This window comes from Mycolicibacterium novocastrense (assembly GCF_001499835.1).
Lineage (GTDB): Bacteria > Actinomycetota > Actinomycetes > Mycobacteriales > Mycobacteriaceae > Mycobacterium > Mycobacterium novocastrense.
Genome location: NZ_LQIH01000066.1, coordinates 64,989 through 81,513, shown reverse-complemented (window position 1 = coordinate 81,513; position 16,525 = coordinate 64,989). Strand labels below are relative to the sequence as shown.

Below are 16,525 nucleotides of genomic sequence, written 5' to 3'. Positions count from 1 at the left end.
CCGACCGCTCGACGGCGCGTTCGACCCATGCCACCGCGGGGACCTCTGGCGTGGTCATGTCGGCGTCAGCACCACGACGGGAATGTCGCGCTCGGTACGCGACTGGTAGGCATCGTAATTCGGCCACAGGTCGGCCATGATGCGCCAGAGCCGGGGTTTCTCCTCGGGTGTGGCGGTGCGCGCGGTCACGGTGATCCGACGGTCGCGCACCTGGATCTCGGCGACCGGATGCGCCTGCAGGTTGAGGTACCACTTCGGATGCACGGGGGCCCCGCCCATCGATGCGACCACCAGATAGTCGTCGCCGCACCTGCCGAAGATCAGCGCCGACGTCCGCGACTTGCCGCTGCGTCTGCCGGTCACCGTCAACAGCAGCGTCGGAACACCGTTCCACAGGTATCCGACCTCGCCGGCGGTTTGACGGTAGGCGGCTACATGGTCGGCACCGACGAGGGTCAGATCGGGTGCGCTGTAGCCGGTTTCGCTCATGATGTCCTCACGAGGGGTCGAAGAGCACGGGTATCGCGGTGGCGCCGCGTTCATACAGGCCCACGAAGCGGGGCGGTTCGGCGTCGGGGTCGAGGCGCAGGTTCGGCAACCGGTCGAGCAATGCCGAGATCGCGGTGGCCATCTCGGCGCGCGCGACGTGCATGCCCAGGCAGATGTGGGCGCCCTGGCCGAATCCCAGGTTCGGCCGCATCGGTCGGTGGATGTCGTAGTCGTCCGGGTGGTCCCACCGGTGCGGATCACGGTTGGCCGCACCGATGTTGATGTGGACCACCGAACCGGCCGGTATCTCGACACCACCGAGTTCGGTGTCGCGAGTGACCCATCGGGAGAACATCGGGTCGGTGGGCATCCACCGCACCGACTCCTCGATCGCCGGGCGTAGCAGGGTACGGTCCTGACGCACCGCGTCGAGCATCTCGGGACGTTGCAGCAACGCGGTCAGCGTCGTGCCCATCTGCTTCCACGTGGTGCCCGAACCGGCGCCGAGCAACAGCAGGACGAACGAGTCGATCTCGCGCTCGCTCAGCCGGGTGGTGTTGCCGTCCTCGTCGGCGATCTGCGCCTCCACGAGAACGCTGATGAGGTCGTCCTCGGGTTGCCGGCGTCTGGCCGCGATCACCGGTCGGATCAGCTCGACGACCCGCTGCGGATCGTGCGCGAGTGCGGCGCGGATCTCGAGCGCCTGCTCGACAGGCAGGCCGAAGCTTCCGGTGATGGTGAGGACCGGAATCGCCGCGCAGAAGTCCACATTGAGCTCGGCGCGACCGTCGGCCGCGAATCCGTCGATCAGCATGTCCACGGTTTCGGCAATCCAGTTGTCGATCCACCATTTGCTGTTCGAGGACAGGAACGACGGCTGGACCAGCGCGCGGTAGCGCCGGTGCTGGGCGCCGTCCATGGACAGCATGCTGTTGGTGATCGCCAGCGGTCCGTTGTCCAGGTCGACGGGCTCCGGCGAGGAAGCGAACACCTCGGGATCGCGGTGGGCCGCAAAGCCGTTCTCGTAGTCGAAGACGGTGAAATGCGGTCGGTCCCGATACGGCAGGCCGTGGAAGTACATCGGTCCGGTGCAACCGGTCAGCTCATGGAGGATGCCCGGCAACACGGGGCCTTGTTCGCGGAGCCGGTGCCACACCGGATACGGGTCATCCTGATAGGTCCCGCCGCTCAGCTCGTTGTAGGAGCTGCGAAGGTCGAAGAGCTCCCGCAGCCGTTCGGGGTCGAGCGTGGGTGTCGCCGTCATCGCGCCACATACCCACCGTCGACGGGCAACGCCACCCCGGTGATGTTGCGTGCGGCGTCGGAAACGAGGTAGAGCGCGGCTTCGGCGCAGTCCTCGGCGGTGATCGGACGCCCCAGCGGATGTTGTGCCCCAACCTTTTCCGCGAGCTGGGCCTGCTGCTGCTCGTCCACCTGCAGGCCGCCGGCGGCCATGAAACCGGTCAGTGGCATCGCGGCGGGACAGATCGCGTTGACTCGGATCCCGAACGGCGCCGCCTCCACGGCCACGGCGCGGGTCAGTTGCAGCACGCCGCCCTTCGTCGCGCCGTAGACGGTGCCGCCCCAGGCGACCAGGCCGGCCACCGAGCCGGTGTTGAGGATCACCCCGCCGTCGCCCTGCTTCTTGAACTGAGCCACGGCGTGTTTGCAGCCAAGGAACACGCCGCCCAGGTTGACCGCGACGAGCCGATTGAAGTCCTCGAGCGTGTGGTCCTCGAACGACATACCGAGCCGCGGGGTGGGAATCCCGACGTTGTTGAACAGGATGTCGAGGCGGCCGAACCAGTCGACGGCCATGGTGATCATCTGGCGCACCTGGTCTTCGTCGGCCACGTCAACACCGATCGGCACGGCCGTCCCGCCCCCCGCCTCGATGTCGTTCACCGTCTCTTTCGCGCGCTCGAGGTCGATGTCGGCGACGACGACCTTCGCGCCCTCCTGCGCGAAGAGCACAGCCGATGCCCGCCCGACCCCGGAGCCGGCGCCGGTGACGACGGCGCTCTTGGCGTTCAGTTTCACGTGATCACACGCCCGCCAAGACCGGCGGCTCGGCCGGGGTGAAGCGGTAGAGCCGCTCGGCGTTGCCGCGGAGCAACTTGTACTGGACGTTCTCGGGCAGGTCTTTCATCGTGTCGCGGGCGACGTCGATGCAGTTGGGCCACGTCGAGTCGGAGTGCGGGTAGTCGGTCTCGCACATGATGTTGTCCTCGCCGAGCTCATCGAGGCTCTTGATAGCGTGGCGATCCTCGATGATGCAGCCGAAGATGTGGTTGCGGAAGGTCTCTCGGATGTCGAGGGTGTCGAGATCGGCGTCGTTGCCCGCGTGGCCCATGAACTTCGTCCCGCGCTTGACCCAGTAGCGCTGTTTGTCGAGCACCTGCTCCGCGCGTTCCAGGAAGTAGGGCATCCACCCCATTTCCCCTTCGGACAGTGCGATCTTCAGATTCGGGTAGCGCTGGAACAGCCCGCTGAACAGCCACGAGAGCATGGTTCCCGACGTGCGCGTGGCGCCCCAGGTCAGGTTGGCCATGAAGGGCGCGTCCTTGCAGATCTTGGGAAGTTGGGATGACGAGCCGACGTGCATGCTGGCGACCATCCCGGTCTCGTTGGCCGCCGCCATGACCGGCTCCCAGTAGCGGCCGGGGTCGTGAATGGTCGGCAATCCCAATGGTTCCGGATTCTCCGAGAAGGCGAACGACGTCACTCCTCGCGCCGCCATGCGTTCCATCTCTGTGGCCGCCAGCTTGGGATCCCACATCGGGATCAGCATCAACGGGATGTATCTGCCGGGAGCGGCGGCACACCACTCTTCGACAAGCCAGTCGTTGTAGTGCTGAAGGCATTCGAATCCGAACTCACGATCGCTGGCCTCCATGAACAGCTGGCCACAGAACCGGGTGATCGTCGGAAAGCACAGCGACGCAAGCACGCCCGAGCGGTCCATGTCCTCGATCCGGGCCTTGGCGTCATAACATCCCGGCCGCATCTCCGAATACGACAAGGGCTCTGGACTGAACTCCTCTTTCGATTTGCCCACCACCGCGGACAAGCCCGAGTTCGGGTAGCGCTTGCCGTCGTAGACCCACATGTCTGTTCCGTTGTCGTCGGGTTCCATGTGGGGTGCCCTGTCGCGGTCCTTGGAAGCGACCCGATCCACCCAGAGGTTCGGTGGCTCGAGGATGTGGTCATCGACCGAGATCAACCAGTTCAGATCGTAGGTGTTCGTCCCATTACCGTTCGCGCTCATCGTGAAAGCTCCCCTATCGAGATGTGTTTGACTTCTTGGAATTCGCGGATGCCGTCGGGCCCTCGTTCGCGGCCCAGCCCGCTCTGCTTGTAGCCGCCGCTGGGTGCGTACGCGGAGAACACTGCGGTGTTCACGTTGACCGCACCGGTGCGTAGCCTGCGTGCGACGCCGACGGCGGCGCTGACATCCGCGCCGTACACCTGACCGGACAGGCCGTAGATGCTGTCATTGGCGATCTCGACAGCGTGGTCGATGTCCCGGTAGCCCAGCACCGCGATGACCGGCCCGAAAATCTCCTCCTGTGCGGCGGGGTTGGCGTTGTCCGGTAGGTCGAGGACCGTCGGCTCGAAGTAGTAACCACGGTCGAGGCCGGCGGGGCGGCCTCCGCCACAGACCACCTTGCCGCCGTTCTCCTCGGCGGCCCGCACGACGCGTTCACACCGATCGCGTTGCGCCGCACTGATGACCGGCCCCATCGTGGCATCGGCCGAGCTGGGCGACCCGACTTTGATCTTCCGATAGGTAGTGCTGACCGCCTCGAGAACCTCGGCGCGCTGTTGCTCGGGAACGAGCATGCGCGTCGCGGCAACACAGGCCTGTCCGGCGGTGCTCATCACGACCATGGCCGCCCCGACCGCGGCCCTGTCGACGGCGTCGGGCAGGTAGATCTGCGCGGATTTGCCACCGAGCTCCAGCGACACCCGTTTGACCGTCGGCGCAGCCTGGGCCAGGATCCTGCGGCCCGCGAGCGTCGAACCCGTGAACGACACCATGTCGACGGCGGGATGGCTGGTGAGCAGTTCTGCTGCGGCCGTGCCCGTTTCGGCGACAACGCTGAGGACCCCGTCCGGTAACCCAACCGCCTCGGCGGCCTTGGCGAAGATCAACGACGAGATCGGGGTGAGCGGGCTCGGCCGCAGTATGACCGAATTGCCGGCCATCAGCGCCGGGATGAGCTTCTGGAACCCCATGATCAGCGCCGCGTTGTACGGCGTGATGGCGGTGACCACACCGACGGGCTCGTGTCGGCGAATGCTCAGTGCCACCCGCCCTCTCACGAGGTCGTCGACGGGGACCGGGCTGGGCTCCTCGTGCGGCATCGACGAATACAGCTCGATGGTCTGGCGGGCGATCCCGACACCCGCCCGCATCTGAGTCATGTCGGCGAACCGCGTCGGTTGCCCGGCCTCGGCCACGAGAGTCGGGACCACGGTCGCGGCGTTGGCCTCGACGTGATCAATGAACTGGTGTAGCGTGCGGGCCCGTTCGCCGACGGGCCGGTCCGCCCAGACCCCGGCGTCGAAGCTGCGCCGAGCCTCGGCGATGGCCCGCTCCACCTCGGCCAGCGGCGTGACGGTGAGGTCGTGGACGTGGCTTTCGTCGGCGGGGTTCTCCACGCCGATGACTTCCTGCCCCGTTACCCAGCGGCCCGCGACGAAGGTGCGGTGCTCGTCGAGTATCGGCACGTCGCCCTCCCTCACTCGCTGCGATCATTGTGCGCACGTAGAAGTAGAACGTAACTCTCGTCAGATCAATAGTAAAGAACTTGTTGGAACCAGGTTGATGTTCTGATTTTCGATGTGTACTCTTCTCGTCACCACAAGTGTGAGATTTCGGTCACATCCTAGGGGGTCAGGGTTGATCACCGCCAGCAGTTTGCCCGGATGCGCCCGAACCTGAAGCGCGCGCCGTGGAGTGCGGCGACCGAGTCGCGCCCGGTGGCCGCCGCTCCCGGGCGCGATTTCGGGGCACGCAGCTACCGGCGCCCAGTCGTCGGGCTGATCGCCGTCATTGGCGCCGTCGCCGCGGTCGGCGCCGCCGTTGCGATGTTCAACGGAACCTTCACGCAGACAGCGCCGGTCGCCGTCATGACCGACCGTGCCGGTCTGCTCATGGAACGCGGCGCCAAGGTCAAGCTCAACGGAGCGCAGATCGGCACCGTCGCAGCCGTCGATCAAACCCGAGACGGCCGAGCGAAACTCACGCTGGCCATCGAACCGGCGCGGCTGGGTCTCATTCCCGACAATGTCCGCGTCGAGATCGGCGCCAACACCGTGTTCGGCGCGAAATCTGTCGAGTTTCTCCCGCCCGCGCACCCGTCCACAGTGTCGATCCGGGCCGGACAGGTACTCGATTCCGAACATGTCACCGTCGAAACCAACACGATCTTCACCGAACTGAACTCCGTTCTCTCGCACATCGACCCCGTGAAGCTCAACGAGACCCTGGGTGCGATCTCGACGGCGTTCAGCGGCCGCGGTGAGACGTTCGGGCAGTCACTGTCGGACTTCAATTCCTTCCTGGCCACGCTCGAACCGAGCCTTCCCCAGCTGACCCAAGAGCTGCAGGTGCTGCCCGACGTCACGGCAGGCTACGCGGACGCGGGCCCGGACCTGATGACGATTTTTCGGCATGCCAGTGCGATCAGTCGCACGCTGGTCGACGAGCAGTCGAACCTGGACCGCTTCCTGGTGTCGGCCATCGGGTTGGCCGATGCCGGCAACGACGTCATCGGCGGCAATCGGGAGTCGTTGGCCAACCTGCTGCATCTGATGGTGCCGACCACCGATCTCACCAACGAGTACCACGAAGCGCTCAACTGCGCGGCCACCGGGATATTGAAGAACTTCGTGGGTAAGCCTCCGACCCCGGTGCCCGGCGTCTACGACATCGGCGCCGTCGTGTTGGGTATGGAGCGCTACCGCTACCCGCAAGACCTGCCGAAGGTGGCCGCCACCGGCGCTCCGCAGTGTGCGGGCCAATTGCCCCTGCGCTTCAACGAATTCCCGGCCAAGGTGGTCGCCGATGTCGGCACCAACCCCGCCCGGTACGGCAATCAGGGCCTTCTGCTGAACTCCGACGGCCTCAAGCAGTGGTTGTTCGGGCCCATCGACGGGCCGCCGCGCAACACCGCGCAGTACGGACAACCCGGATGAGCACGGTAGGCACCGCGGCCAAGTTCGGTGTTTTCGTGGCGGTCATGTCCGCCTTGACGGCCAGCCTTTTCCTCGTCTTCGGCGAGTTCCGCGGCGGGTCGACGTCCGGCTATTCCGCCGTCTTCGCCGATGCCTCCAGTGTGGAACCCGGTGACTCCGTGCGGGTTGCGGGCGTGCGGGTGGGCACCGTGCGCGACGTGGTGTTGCGCCCGGACAACACGGTGGTGGTGGCGTTCGACGCCGATGACGACGTGGTCCTCACGACCGGCACCCGGGCCGCGGTGCGGTATCTGAACCTCGTGGGGGACCGGTATCTCGAGCTCGTCGACGGACCGGGGTCCACCCGCGTCATGGCCGCCGGCGCACAGATTCCGGTGGACCGCACCCAGCCCGCCCTGGATCTCGACCTCCTGCTCGGCGGGCTCAAACCCGTGATCCGAGGCTTGAACCCCACCGACGTCAACCAGCTCACCGGTGCGCTGCTCCAGATCTTCCAGGGCCAGGGAGGCACGCTGAACTCACTGATGGGCGCGACATCGTCGTTCTCGAACACGTTGGCCGACAACAATGCAGCCCTGGAGCGGCTGATCGACAACCTCGACAGGGTGCTCGCCAACCTCGGCAGGGAAGGTGATCGGTTCTCCGGTGCCCTCGACCGCTTCGAGCGCTTGACGACGGAACTGGCCGTAGACCGCGACACAATCGGCACCGCGATCGAGTCCCTCAGCGCTGGAACAGCATCCGTCGCGGCGCTGTTGTCCGGCGCCCGTCCGCCACTCGCCGCGACGGTCGATCAGCTCAATCGCCTCGCGCCTCAACTCGAGGAAGGCAAGGGCCAGATCGACGTCGCACTGCAGCGAGCCCCGGAGAATTACCGCAAGCTGGCGCGGGTCGGTTCATACGGCAGCTTCGTGAACTATTACCTGTGCGGCATCTCGGTCCGCGTCACCGATCTGCAGGGCAGGACAGCGGTTTTCCCCTGGGTCAAACAACGACACGGAAGGTGCGCGGAGCCCGATGCTTAAGTACCGCGCTGCAAACCTGACCCGAGCGGGATTCATCGGAGTGGTGCTGATCGTGCTCGTCGTCGCCGTCGGGCTGCAACCCGAGCGGCTCGTCGCCTGGGCCACCGCCCTCACCTATCGGGCCGAATTCGCCGAAGCGGGCGGGCTGAGCACGGGCAACGAGGTCAAGGTCTCGGGGGTCAGGGTGGGCAGCGTGGTCGACGTCGCGCTCGGTGAACGCGGCGCGGTGGTCACATTCACCGTCAAAGACGCCGTCCGCCTTGGCGATCGGACCACGGCGCACATCAGGACCGGTTCGCTTCTGGGTGAGCGCGTCCTGACCGTGGAGCCGGCGGGCGGTGGCGCGATGCGGGTCGGCGAGGCCATACCGCAGTCCCGAACGGCATCGCCGTACTCGCTGAACGAGGCCGTCAACGACCTGACCACCAATGTCGCCGCCACGGACATGACCACACTGAACCAATCGCTGGACCTGCTGTCGGCGACGCTCGACCAGGTGGCACCGCGGCTGGGCCCGACGTTCGACGGCCTCACTCGACTGTCGAGGTCACTGAACAGCCGCAGCGAGAGGCTCGACACGCTGTTGAAGAACGCCGCGACGGTGTCGCAGGTGCTCGCCCGCCGCAGCCAACAGGTCAACACGCTGATCCTCAACGCCAACGACCTGCTCGCTGTGCTCGTCGAACGCAGGCAGGCCATCAGCGAACTACTGGCCAACACCTCGGCGGTCGCCCGTCACCTGACCGGCCTGGTCCAGGACAACGAGGCTGAGCTGGCCCCGACGCTCGACCGCCTCAACTCCGTGACCGCGATGCTCGAGAAGAACCGCGACAACCTGTCCAAGGCGCTGCCCGGGCTGAAGAAATTCGAGATCACCAGCAGCGAATCCGTCGCCAGCGGAGCCTATTACAGCGCGTTCGTGCCGAACCTGATCCCGCCTCAGTTTCTTCAGCCGTTCTTCGATTACGCGTTCGGCTTCCGGGCCGGGGATCCGAACATGCCCCGCGCACTGTTTCCGTGGCCGCGCAACGGCATACCGGGGGGCTCGCGATGAGGTCACCCGCCAAGCGGCTCCTGTTCGCCGTGCTCGCCGTCCTTCTGGTCGCGGCCACGGTCATGCTGGTTCGCCAGCTCTATTTCCCCGCGCAGACGATCACCGCGTACTTCTCCTCGGCGACCGGCCTCTATCCCGGCGACGACGTCCGAATCGCCGGGGTGAAGGTCGGCGCGATCCGTTCCATCACCCCGCGGGCCACCGATGCCGAAGTGGTCCTGGAGGTCGATCGTGGTATCCGGGTGCCCGCCGACGCGAAAGCCGTCATCGTCGCGCAGAACCTCGTCGCCGCGCGCTATGTCCAGTTGGCCCCGCTGTACCGGACCGGCGAAGCGCGCATGGGCGACGGCGGGGTGATCCCCCGGTCCCGCACCGCCGTACCGGTCGAGTGGGACGAAGTCAAGGGCCAGTTGTCCAGGCTGGCAACCGAACTCGGACCGCACAACGCGATGTCGACGACGTCGATGGGCCGCTTCATCGAGTCCACCGCCGGCGCCATGGAAGGCAACGGAGAAAAGCTGCGGCAGACGTTCGCGCAGCTGTCGCAGCTGGCGCGCATCCTGTCCGACGGCAGCGGCGACATCGTCGCCACGATCGAAAACCTGCAGACTTTCGTCACCGCGCTGCGTGACAGCGGCGACGACCTCGTGCTGTTCCAGGACCGGCTGGCGACCTTCTCCACCGTATTGGACGACAGCAGAAGCGATCTCGACGCCGCCCTGTCGGAATTGGCGGTCGCCGTCGGCGAGGTGCAGCGGTTTGTGGGGGGAACCAGGGACAAGACCGCCGAACAGGTCCAGCGGCTGGCCAACGCGACTCAGGTGCTGGTGGACCATCGGCTGGATGTGGAGAACATCCTGCACGTCGCGCCGACCGCATTCGCCAACGCGTACAACATCCTCAACCCGAATGTGCCCGGCGCGATCGGCACCTTCGTGTTCAACAACTTCTCCAACCCCGTCGCGTTCATCTGCGGTGCCATCGGGGGCATCGCCAACATCACCGCCCCCGAGACGGCCGAGGTGTGCGCCAAGTATCTCGGTCCCGCGATGCGGCTGCTGAACTTCAACTCCCTCCCCCAGCCACCCCTGAACCCGTTCCTAATGCCTTCCGTCACCCCCGACAAGCTCGTCTACACCGACCCCGCGCTGGCACCCGGGGGGTCGGGTGGTGCCGCGGTCGCACCGGAACAGCCTCCGGCGGTCTCGGCCTACTCCGGCGTGCCGGGCGCCCACTTGCCGGGCCCCGCCCCGGCCCACTCACAGCCGCCCGGACCGGCCCCGGCGCTGCCCGATCTTCTGCTGCCCGCCGAAGCGCCACCTGCCGCCGAGGGGACCCCACCGTGACCATGAGGAGGATCCGGCGCAGTGCTGCGGCTGCCCTCTGTGTCGTGGTGACGGCCACCGCGTGCGGATTCGAGGGTGTCAACTCACTTCCGCTTCCCGGGGCGGTCGCCAGCGGCCCGGACAATTCGATCTACCATGTCCAGTTCACGAATATCGGGACCTTGGAATCGAATTCGCCGGTGATGATCGACGACGTCGTCGTGGGCAGTGTCGGCGCTCTCGATGTGCACGACTGGGTCGCGAATGTCGAGGTGCGTGTCCGACCCGACGTCGTGGTGCCCGAGAATGCGGTGGCCACCATCGGGCAGACCAGCCTGCTCGGTTCGATGCACGTCGCGCTCGACCCGCCGGCGGGACAACACCCGACGGGCCGGCTGGCACCGGGCTCGACCATCGCTCTCGACCGGTCCTCGACGTATCCGTCGACAGAGCAGACGCTTTCGTCGCTGTCGGTCGTGGTCAACGGCGGTGGACTCGGGCAAATCGGCGATTTCGTCCACAGCGCCGCGACGGCATTGTCCGGTCGCGAAGGTGACGTCCGGGACCTCATCACCCGCTTGGACACCTTCGTGAGGACCGTCGACGGGCAGCGCGACCGGTTCAGCTCCTCGATCACCGAACTCGACCGTTTCACCGCCACCCTGGCCGCCCAGGAGGGCGACATCACCGAAGCGCTCCGCACGGTCCCGCCAGCTATGGACGTCCTGCTCGAGGACCGCGACCAGCTCATCACCGCAATGCGTAAGCTCGGCGAATTCAGCGACACGGCAACAGATGTCGTCAAAACGTCCGGGGCTGACCTGGTGCGCAACCTGTCGAATCTCGATCCGACGTTGAAGGCGTTGGCCGATGTCGGCCAGATCGGGCCGGTGATCGCCTATCTACCCACCTTCCCGTTCTCTCAGAATTTCGTGGACCGCGCCATCCGTGGCGACTACATCAACATCTTCGTGACGATGGATCTGACCGTTCCCCGCCTCAAACGGTCGCTGTTCCTCGGGACCCGGTGGGGCGATCCGAACGTCGCACTGATCCCGGCACCGGGTGATCCGGCTCATCTGAACTACACCTACGAACCGCTGAGCCTGGGCCTGGCCGCCCCTGCGCCCGCGGATGATTCGGGCCATCCACCCGCGACGGTTCCCATGCGCGCCGAGACGCCCGCCCCGCTGCTGCCGGTCACACCGCCTCCGTTCGACGACGCGGCAGCCATGGAGTCGTCGATCTTCGCAGGCCCGTACCCGGGTGGGGGTGGCTGATGCTCACCAGGGCCGTGCGAACGCAACTGATCGTGTTCACGATCGCGTCGGTCATCGCCATGACCGCGATGGTGTTCGGCTATCTGAGGGTCCCGACGTGGTTCGGCATCGGTCACATCACCGTCACCGTGGAACTCCCGGGCACCGGCGGGCTCTACCGATTCGGCAACGTGACCTACCGCGGCGTGCAGATCGGCAAGGTCACGAGCGTCTCCCCCACCGCGAGCGGCGCCGTCGCGACGCTGTCCCTGCGCTCCTCCCCGAAGATCCCGGCCGATGTGGAGGCGAACGTGCGCAGCGTGTCGGCCGTCGGCGAGCAGTACGTCGACCTGGTGCCGCGCGCGGACGGGCCGCCGTTTCTTCGCGATGGCGCGGTGATCGCCGAACCGGACACCACCATCCCGCTGCGAGTGGGCCCGGTGCTCGACGAGTTGAGCGCTCTGGTGAAAAGCGTGCCGAAGCAGGCATTGGCGGATCTGCTCGACGAATCCCATCTCGCGTTCGACGGCGCGGGTTATGACCTCGGGTCGTTGATGGATTCCGGATCGCGGATCGCCGCCGAGAGCAAGGCCACCGCGGAGCGCACCCGGATCCTGATCGACGACAGCGCACCGCTGATCGACTCGCAGGCGCAAAGCACTGACGCGCTTCGAATCTGGGCACGCAGCTTGGCCGCCGTCACCGGACAGATGGTCGACAACGACGCCGACTTCCGGACCCTGCTCGGCACGGGTCCCGACGCCGCCGGTGAGGTCTCTCGTCTGCTCGAACAGGTCAAGCCGACGCTGCCGGTGTTGTTGGCGAACCTCACCACCGTCGGCGAGGTAGGGGTGACCTACAACCCGGCGCTGAGGCAGCTACTGGTGCTGCTCCCGCCCTACGTCGCGGGTTTCGGCTCCCTGTCACAGCTCAACAATCCCCTCGGTTTCTCGTACGGCGGTTTCTCGCTGATGAACGGTGACCCGCCGGCCTGTACGGTCGGTTTCCTGCCGCCGTCCGAATGGCGGTCACCCGACGACGAGACCGTGATCGACACCCCGGACAACCTGTATTGCAAACTGCCGCAGGACTCCCCGATCGGGGTACGCGGTGTTCGCAACAACCCGTGCATGTCCAATCCCGGTAAGCGAGCACCCACCGTCGAGATCTGCAACAGCGACCGGCCTTTCGAGCCGACCGCGATGCGCCAGCACGTCCTGGGTCCGTACCCCTTCGACCCCAACCTCATCGCCCAGGGTGTCGCACCCGACTCGCGGGTCGATGCGGACGAGAGGATCTTCGCCCCGCTCGAGGGAACGCCGCTGCCTCCCCCGGTCGCACCGCCACCTCCCGCACCCGCACCGGATACGTTGCCCGACAGTGCACCTCATGGCGTCGCCGCGGCGACGGCCAAGTATGACCCACGGACCGGGCGCTATGTCGGTACCGACGGCCAGGTCTATCAGCAGACCGATCTGAGCTCTGGCGGCGAGCCGTCGGCGTGGCAGGATCTGCTTCCGCGCTGAATCAGTCCGAGGAGTAGGCCACCACGCCGCCGAAGTGCGGTGCCGCCTGGCACGCCAGGCCGGTCGACACGTCGCGCTGTCGCTCGCCCGCCCGGCGAGACAGCTGCAGGTAGCACTCGAGCATCTGCGGCACCCCGTGCATGCGGCCGTTACCCAGCGCACCGCCGCCCGATAGCGCGGGTACGGCGCCCGGCCGGTCGGCGTCGATGCCGCCGTTCTCGGCGAACCGGTGGGCCTCGCCGACCGGACAGAGGCCCAGCACCTCCAGCCAGAACCACACGAGCGGGGAGAAGCCGTCGTAGACCTGCGGCAGGTCGACGTCGTCGATCGTCAAACCGGTTTGCCGCCACAGTCGTTCGATGGTGTCGCGGCCTCCTGCCAGGATGTCGTCAAGCGGCCAGTGCAACGGCAGCCGCCGCGGACCGCCGACGCTGTTCGCGAAACCCGACACGTACACCGGCCGGTGCGGTGAATCGACCGCACGGTCCTCGGTCGTCAGCACGAACGCAGCGACGCCGTCGACCGGGATGTCGCAGTCGAGCCGGCAGACCGGGTCCACCAGCGTGGCCTCGGCGAGGTACTGCTCGGCCGTCAGCGGCCGGCCGTGCCAGTACGACCACGGCAGCCGGGCACCGTCCTTGCGGGCTTCGGTGACCACGGCGGCCATCGACTCGCGGCGCGCGCCGAACCGTTGGAGATATTCGTTGTACGGCAGGGCGATCATCGCCAGCGGACCGAAGAACCCTTGCGGCGCCGTCCACTGTTGGGCGCCGCGGGCCTCGCGCATCGCGCTGCCGTGGTAACTACCGGCCGGATTGTGCAGAGCGCGGTGCACGACGACGTAGTCGGCCACTCCGCTCATCAACGCGTTGACCGCCATACCCACCGACCCGGAGACCTGGCCGATGCCGTCGAACCCCGCAACGTAGCGGGGTTCGCCACCGAGGCTGCGCGCCAACCACATCGGCGACACGATGCTGACGCCGTCCACGGCTTGATGCCCGCCCGCGCTGGGTAACATGCTCGAGCCGACATATCCGTCGACCATGTCCAGCGTCAGGCCCGCATCGGCGATCGCGGCGCGTACGGTGTCCACGGCCAGCGCGCCCAGTGGCCGCGTCGCCCGGCGCTCGATCGCGCTGTGCGCATAGCCGACGACGGCGGCGCGGGCGCGGCGGGTCACGGCGCCAACTCGAATGCGGGTACGGCGGTTTCGGCGCCCACGTCTTCGAAGGTCACCGACACCGTGGCGCCGATCCTCAATTCGGAAGCGTCGGCGCCGAGCAGTCGTCCGATCAGCCGAAGATCGCTCTGCTCCTCCAGCTCGACGTCGACAAGCGTGAACGGCACCTCGAAGCCCGGCAGAAAGGACTGGCGCACAACGGTCCACGCTCGCACAACTCCCCGGCCGCTCACCGGGGTGAATTCGAACCGCGGGTCGGTGCTGCCGCACGCCGTGCACACCACGTCCGGCGGTAGCGTGAGGGTTTCGCACACCATGCAGCGTGCGACGGTGAGGACATGCCGGGCGGCCGCGGCCCAATACGGCGCGGACATCTCGTCGGGCACCGGCAACGGACGCTGCGCGGTCACGGGATGACGCCCGCCTCGGCCAGACCGGTGATGCGGTCCCAGTCGTATCCCAATTCCAGTAGCACCGCCTCCGTGTGTTCACCGTGTTCGGGCGCGCGGCGCAACTTCGGCGGTTGCTCGTCGAATTGCACTGGGACCGTGGGTAACCGGTATGCGACCTCATCGTCGATGACGACGTCACCGACGTAAGAGTTTGCCACTACCTGGGGGTCGTCGACCACCTCGTGAATCGTCTGGATCGGCGACCATGGAGCATCCAGTGTCGCCAGCACCGTCTTCCACTCCTCGAGTGTGCGTTCGGTGAACAGCGCGTCGAGTTCGGCGACACAGGCCGCGGCGTTGACGCGCCGGGCGGCGAGGTCGACAAATCGCGGGTCATCGCTCAGATCCGGCCGGCCGACCGCACGGCAGAAGTCTTTCCAGTAGCGGTCGCCCTGCAGGAACATCAGCTGGATGTGGCGCTCATCCTTGGTCCGATACGTCGCGGTCAACGGGTTCACCTGTGGCCCGCGGCCCCGGACCGGTTGTGCCTCACCGCCGTTGAGGGCCACAAGCAGATCCGAGGACAACATCCACATCGCGGTGGCCAACAGCGAGACGTCGACCACCGAACCCGCTCCGGTGCGGGCTCGTTTGAGCAGCGCGGCGGCTATGCCGAACGCGAGCGCCATCGCACCGTTGCGGTCTCCCATCGCGCCGCGCTGGCTGATCGGGTAATCCCGCTCTGCCGGGGTCAGCATGTGACCGACGGCCCCGCGGGCCCAGAACGCCGAGCTGTCGTAGCCGGGCTGGTTGGCGTCGGGACCGCGGACCCCGAAGCCGTGTCCGCGGGCGTAGACCAGGTGCGGATGGCGTTCGCGTACGGCGTCGGCGGCGAGCCCCAGCCGTTCCAGCGCGCCGGGGCGCAGGCTCGTCAGCAGCACATCGGCCGACGCGAGCAGATCGTGGAGCACCGCGAGGCCCTGTGGCTGACGCAGATCCAACGCGATCGAGCGTTTGCCCCGATTGGCAAGGGCCATCGACAGATTGACACCGCCGCGGTCCGTTCCGATGCCCTGCGTGGCCAGCCCCCGGTAGGGATCACCGTCGAGCCGCTCCACGCGCACCACGTCGGCACCCCAATCGGCCAGCAGCGCGCCGGCAACCGGCACGAACACCCACTGCGCGAGCTCGACGACGCGGATGCCGTCGAACGCGCCCCCGACGTCGGTCACTTCAGACAACTGCCCGCATCGATCGGGAGCGGGACGCCGGTGATGTATCGGGCCTCATCGGAGGCGAGGAACAACACAGCACTGCTGATGTCGGCGGGCTCGACCCACGGAATCGGCAGCATGTGGAACATCTGGCAGATCGGTTTGATGTCGTCGGCAGCGGGGTTCTCCAGATCGGGGCGAAACGCTCGATACGTCGACTCGTTGAGCAACATGTCGGTGCCGACATGGGTCGGATGGACCGAGTTCACCCGAATGCTGAACTGCCCCAACTCGACCGCGAAGGTCCGCATCAGCCCGACCACGCCGTGTTTGGCGGTGACATAGTGACCGACATGCGGGTAGGCCTTGAGACCGCCCACTGAACTCGTCATGATCACCGATCCACCCCGGCCTCCCGTCTTGATGTGGGGCACAGCGGCTTTGACCGATTTCCAGACACTCGACAGATTGACGTCGATCGTCTGCTGCCAGCGCGGCTCGTCCATCTCGTCCAGCATCGCCCCCGGGGTACCGATGCCCGCGTTGGCGACGACGATGTCGAGTCGGCCCAGTTGCTCGACGCCGCTGTCGACGGCGGCCTTGAGCGCATCGAAGTCGCAGACGTCGACCTCCGCGGTGACGACACGGCGATCCAGCGCCTTGACCATGTCGGCGGTCTCGGCCAGGTCGGCGGGGGTCGACCCCGGTTCGGGTGTGTTGTCGATGTGCCTGCAGATGTCGACCGCGATGATGTCGGCGCCCTCCTCGGCCAGCCGGACCGCGTGGCTGCGGCCCTGCCCGCGAGCCGCGCCGGTGACGAAAGCCACCTTGCCCGCAACGCGTCCCGTCATCGA

General features: G+C 66.9%; 15 protein-coding genes. 6 read left to right on the top strand and 9 right to left on the bottom strand.

From position 1 onward, the window contains the following. Positions 1-54: 54 nt before the first annotated feature. The 5 genes from AU072_RS26745 to AU072_RS26725 are packed head-to-tail and all read right to left on the bottom strand — an operon-like array spanning position 55 to position 5,223. Entirely contained in the window at positions 55-489 is a 435-nt protein-coding gene (locus AU072_RS26745; protein WP_064416556.1) for a nitroreductase family deazaflavin-dependent oxidoreductase, read from the bottom strand. 7 nt (positions 490-496) lie between these two features. Further along, positions 497-1,753, bottom strand: coding sequence for a cytochrome P450 (locus AU072_RS26740; RefSeq protein WP_064416555.1), 1,257 nt, complete (start codon positions 1,751-1,753; stop codon positions 497-499). After that, positions 1,750-2,529: an SDR family NAD(P)-dependent oxidoreductase gene (locus tag AU072_RS26735; RefSeq protein WP_064416554.1), complete on the bottom strand. Its 780-nt coding sequence runs from the start codon at positions 2,527-2,529 to the stop codon at positions 1,750-1,752. The genes AU072_RS26740 and AU072_RS26735 overlap by 4 nt, the downstream gene beginning before the upstream one ends. A gap of 4 nt (positions 2,530-2,533) precedes the next feature. After that, entirely contained in the window at positions 2,534-3,757 is a 1,224-nt protein-coding gene (locus AU072_RS26730; protein ID WP_064416553.1) for an amidohydrolase family protein, read from the bottom strand. Further along, on the bottom strand, positions 3,754-5,223 hold the full coding sequence (locus AU072_RS26725; RefSeq protein ID WP_064416552.1) for an aldehyde dehydrogenase family protein: 1,470 nt from the start codon (positions 5,221-5,223) through the stop codon (positions 3,754-3,756). Before AU072_RS26725 ends, AU072_RS26730 begins: the two co-directional genes overlap by 4 nt. 198 nt (positions 5,224-5,421) lie before the next feature. Between AU072_RS26725 and AU072_RS26720 the strand changes: the two genes are divergently transcribed. From AU072_RS26720 to AU072_RS26695, 6 genes are read left to right on the top strand one after another with little or no spacing between them, the layout of a single operon-like run. After that, positions 5,422-6,693, top strand: a complete 1,272-nt coding sequence (locus tag AU072_RS26720) for an MCE family protein (protein ID WP_064416551.1) — start codon at positions 5,422-5,424, stop codon at positions 6,691-6,693. After that, entirely contained in the window at positions 6,690-7,718 is a 1,029-nt protein-coding gene (locus tag AU072_RS26715; RefSeq protein ID WP_064416550.1) for an MCE family protein, read from the top strand. Before AU072_RS26720 ends, AU072_RS26715 begins: the two co-directional genes overlap by 4 nt. After that, the gene (locus AU072_RS26710) at positions 7,711-8,772 is read left to right on the top strand and encodes an MCE family protein (protein ID WP_064416549.1); all 1,062 of its coding nucleotides are present in this window, start codon (positions 7,711-7,713) and stop codon (positions 8,770-8,772) included. Before AU072_RS26715 ends, AU072_RS26710 begins: the two co-directional genes overlap by 8 nt. Next, positions 8,769-10,118, top strand: coding sequence for an MCE family protein (locus tag AU072_RS26705; RefSeq protein WP_064416666.1), 1,350 nt, complete (start codon positions 8,769-8,771; stop codon positions 10,116-10,118). The genes AU072_RS26710 and AU072_RS26705 overlap by 4 nt, the downstream gene beginning before the upstream one ends. A 2-nt stretch (positions 10,119-10,120) precedes the next feature. Further along, on the top strand, positions 10,121-11,377 hold the full coding sequence (locus AU072_RS26700; RefSeq protein WP_064416665.1) for an MCE family protein: 1,257 nt from the start codon (positions 10,121-10,123) through the stop codon (positions 11,375-11,377). Then, complete coding sequence (locus tag AU072_RS26695) at positions 11,377-12,882, top strand: MCE family protein (RefSeq protein WP_064416548.1); 1,506 nt, start codon at positions 11,377-11,379, stop codon at positions 12,880-12,882. The genes AU072_RS26700 and AU072_RS26695 overlap by 1 nt, the downstream gene beginning before the upstream one ends. A gap of 1 nt (position 12,883) precedes the next feature. On the opposite strand, the gene AU072_RS26690 is transcribed toward AU072_RS26695, so the two are convergent. Genes AU072_RS26690 through AU072_RS26675 form a run of 4 tightly spaced genes read right to left on the bottom strand, consistent with a single transcriptional unit; the run spans position 12,884 to position 16,522 of the window. Continuing rightward, entirely contained in the window at positions 12,884-14,065 is a 1,182-nt protein-coding gene (locus tag AU072_RS26690; RefSeq protein ID WP_235629811.1) for a thiolase family protein, read from the bottom strand. After that, positions 14,062-14,475, bottom strand: coding sequence for a Zn-ribbon domain-containing OB-fold protein (locus AU072_RS26685; protein ID WP_235629812.1), 414 nt, complete (start codon positions 14,473-14,475; stop codon positions 14,062-14,064). The genes AU072_RS26690 and AU072_RS26685 overlap by 4 nt, the downstream gene beginning before the upstream one ends. Further along, positions 14,472-15,689, bottom strand: coding sequence for a CaiB/BaiF CoA transferase family protein (locus AU072_RS26680; protein WP_217266037.1), 1,218 nt, complete (start codon positions 15,687-15,689; stop codon positions 14,472-14,474). The genes AU072_RS26685 and AU072_RS26680 overlap by 4 nt, the downstream gene beginning before the upstream one ends. Further along, positions 15,686-16,522 (bottom strand): mycofactocin-coupled SDR family oxidoreductase, encoded by an 837-nt coding sequence (locus AU072_RS26675; RefSeq protein WP_064416662.1) that lies wholly within the window; start codon positions 16,520-16,522, stop codon positions 15,686-15,688. Before AU072_RS26675 ends, AU072_RS26680 begins: the two co-directional genes overlap by 4 nt. Between the last annotated feature and the right edge of the window lie 3 nt (positions 16,523-16,525).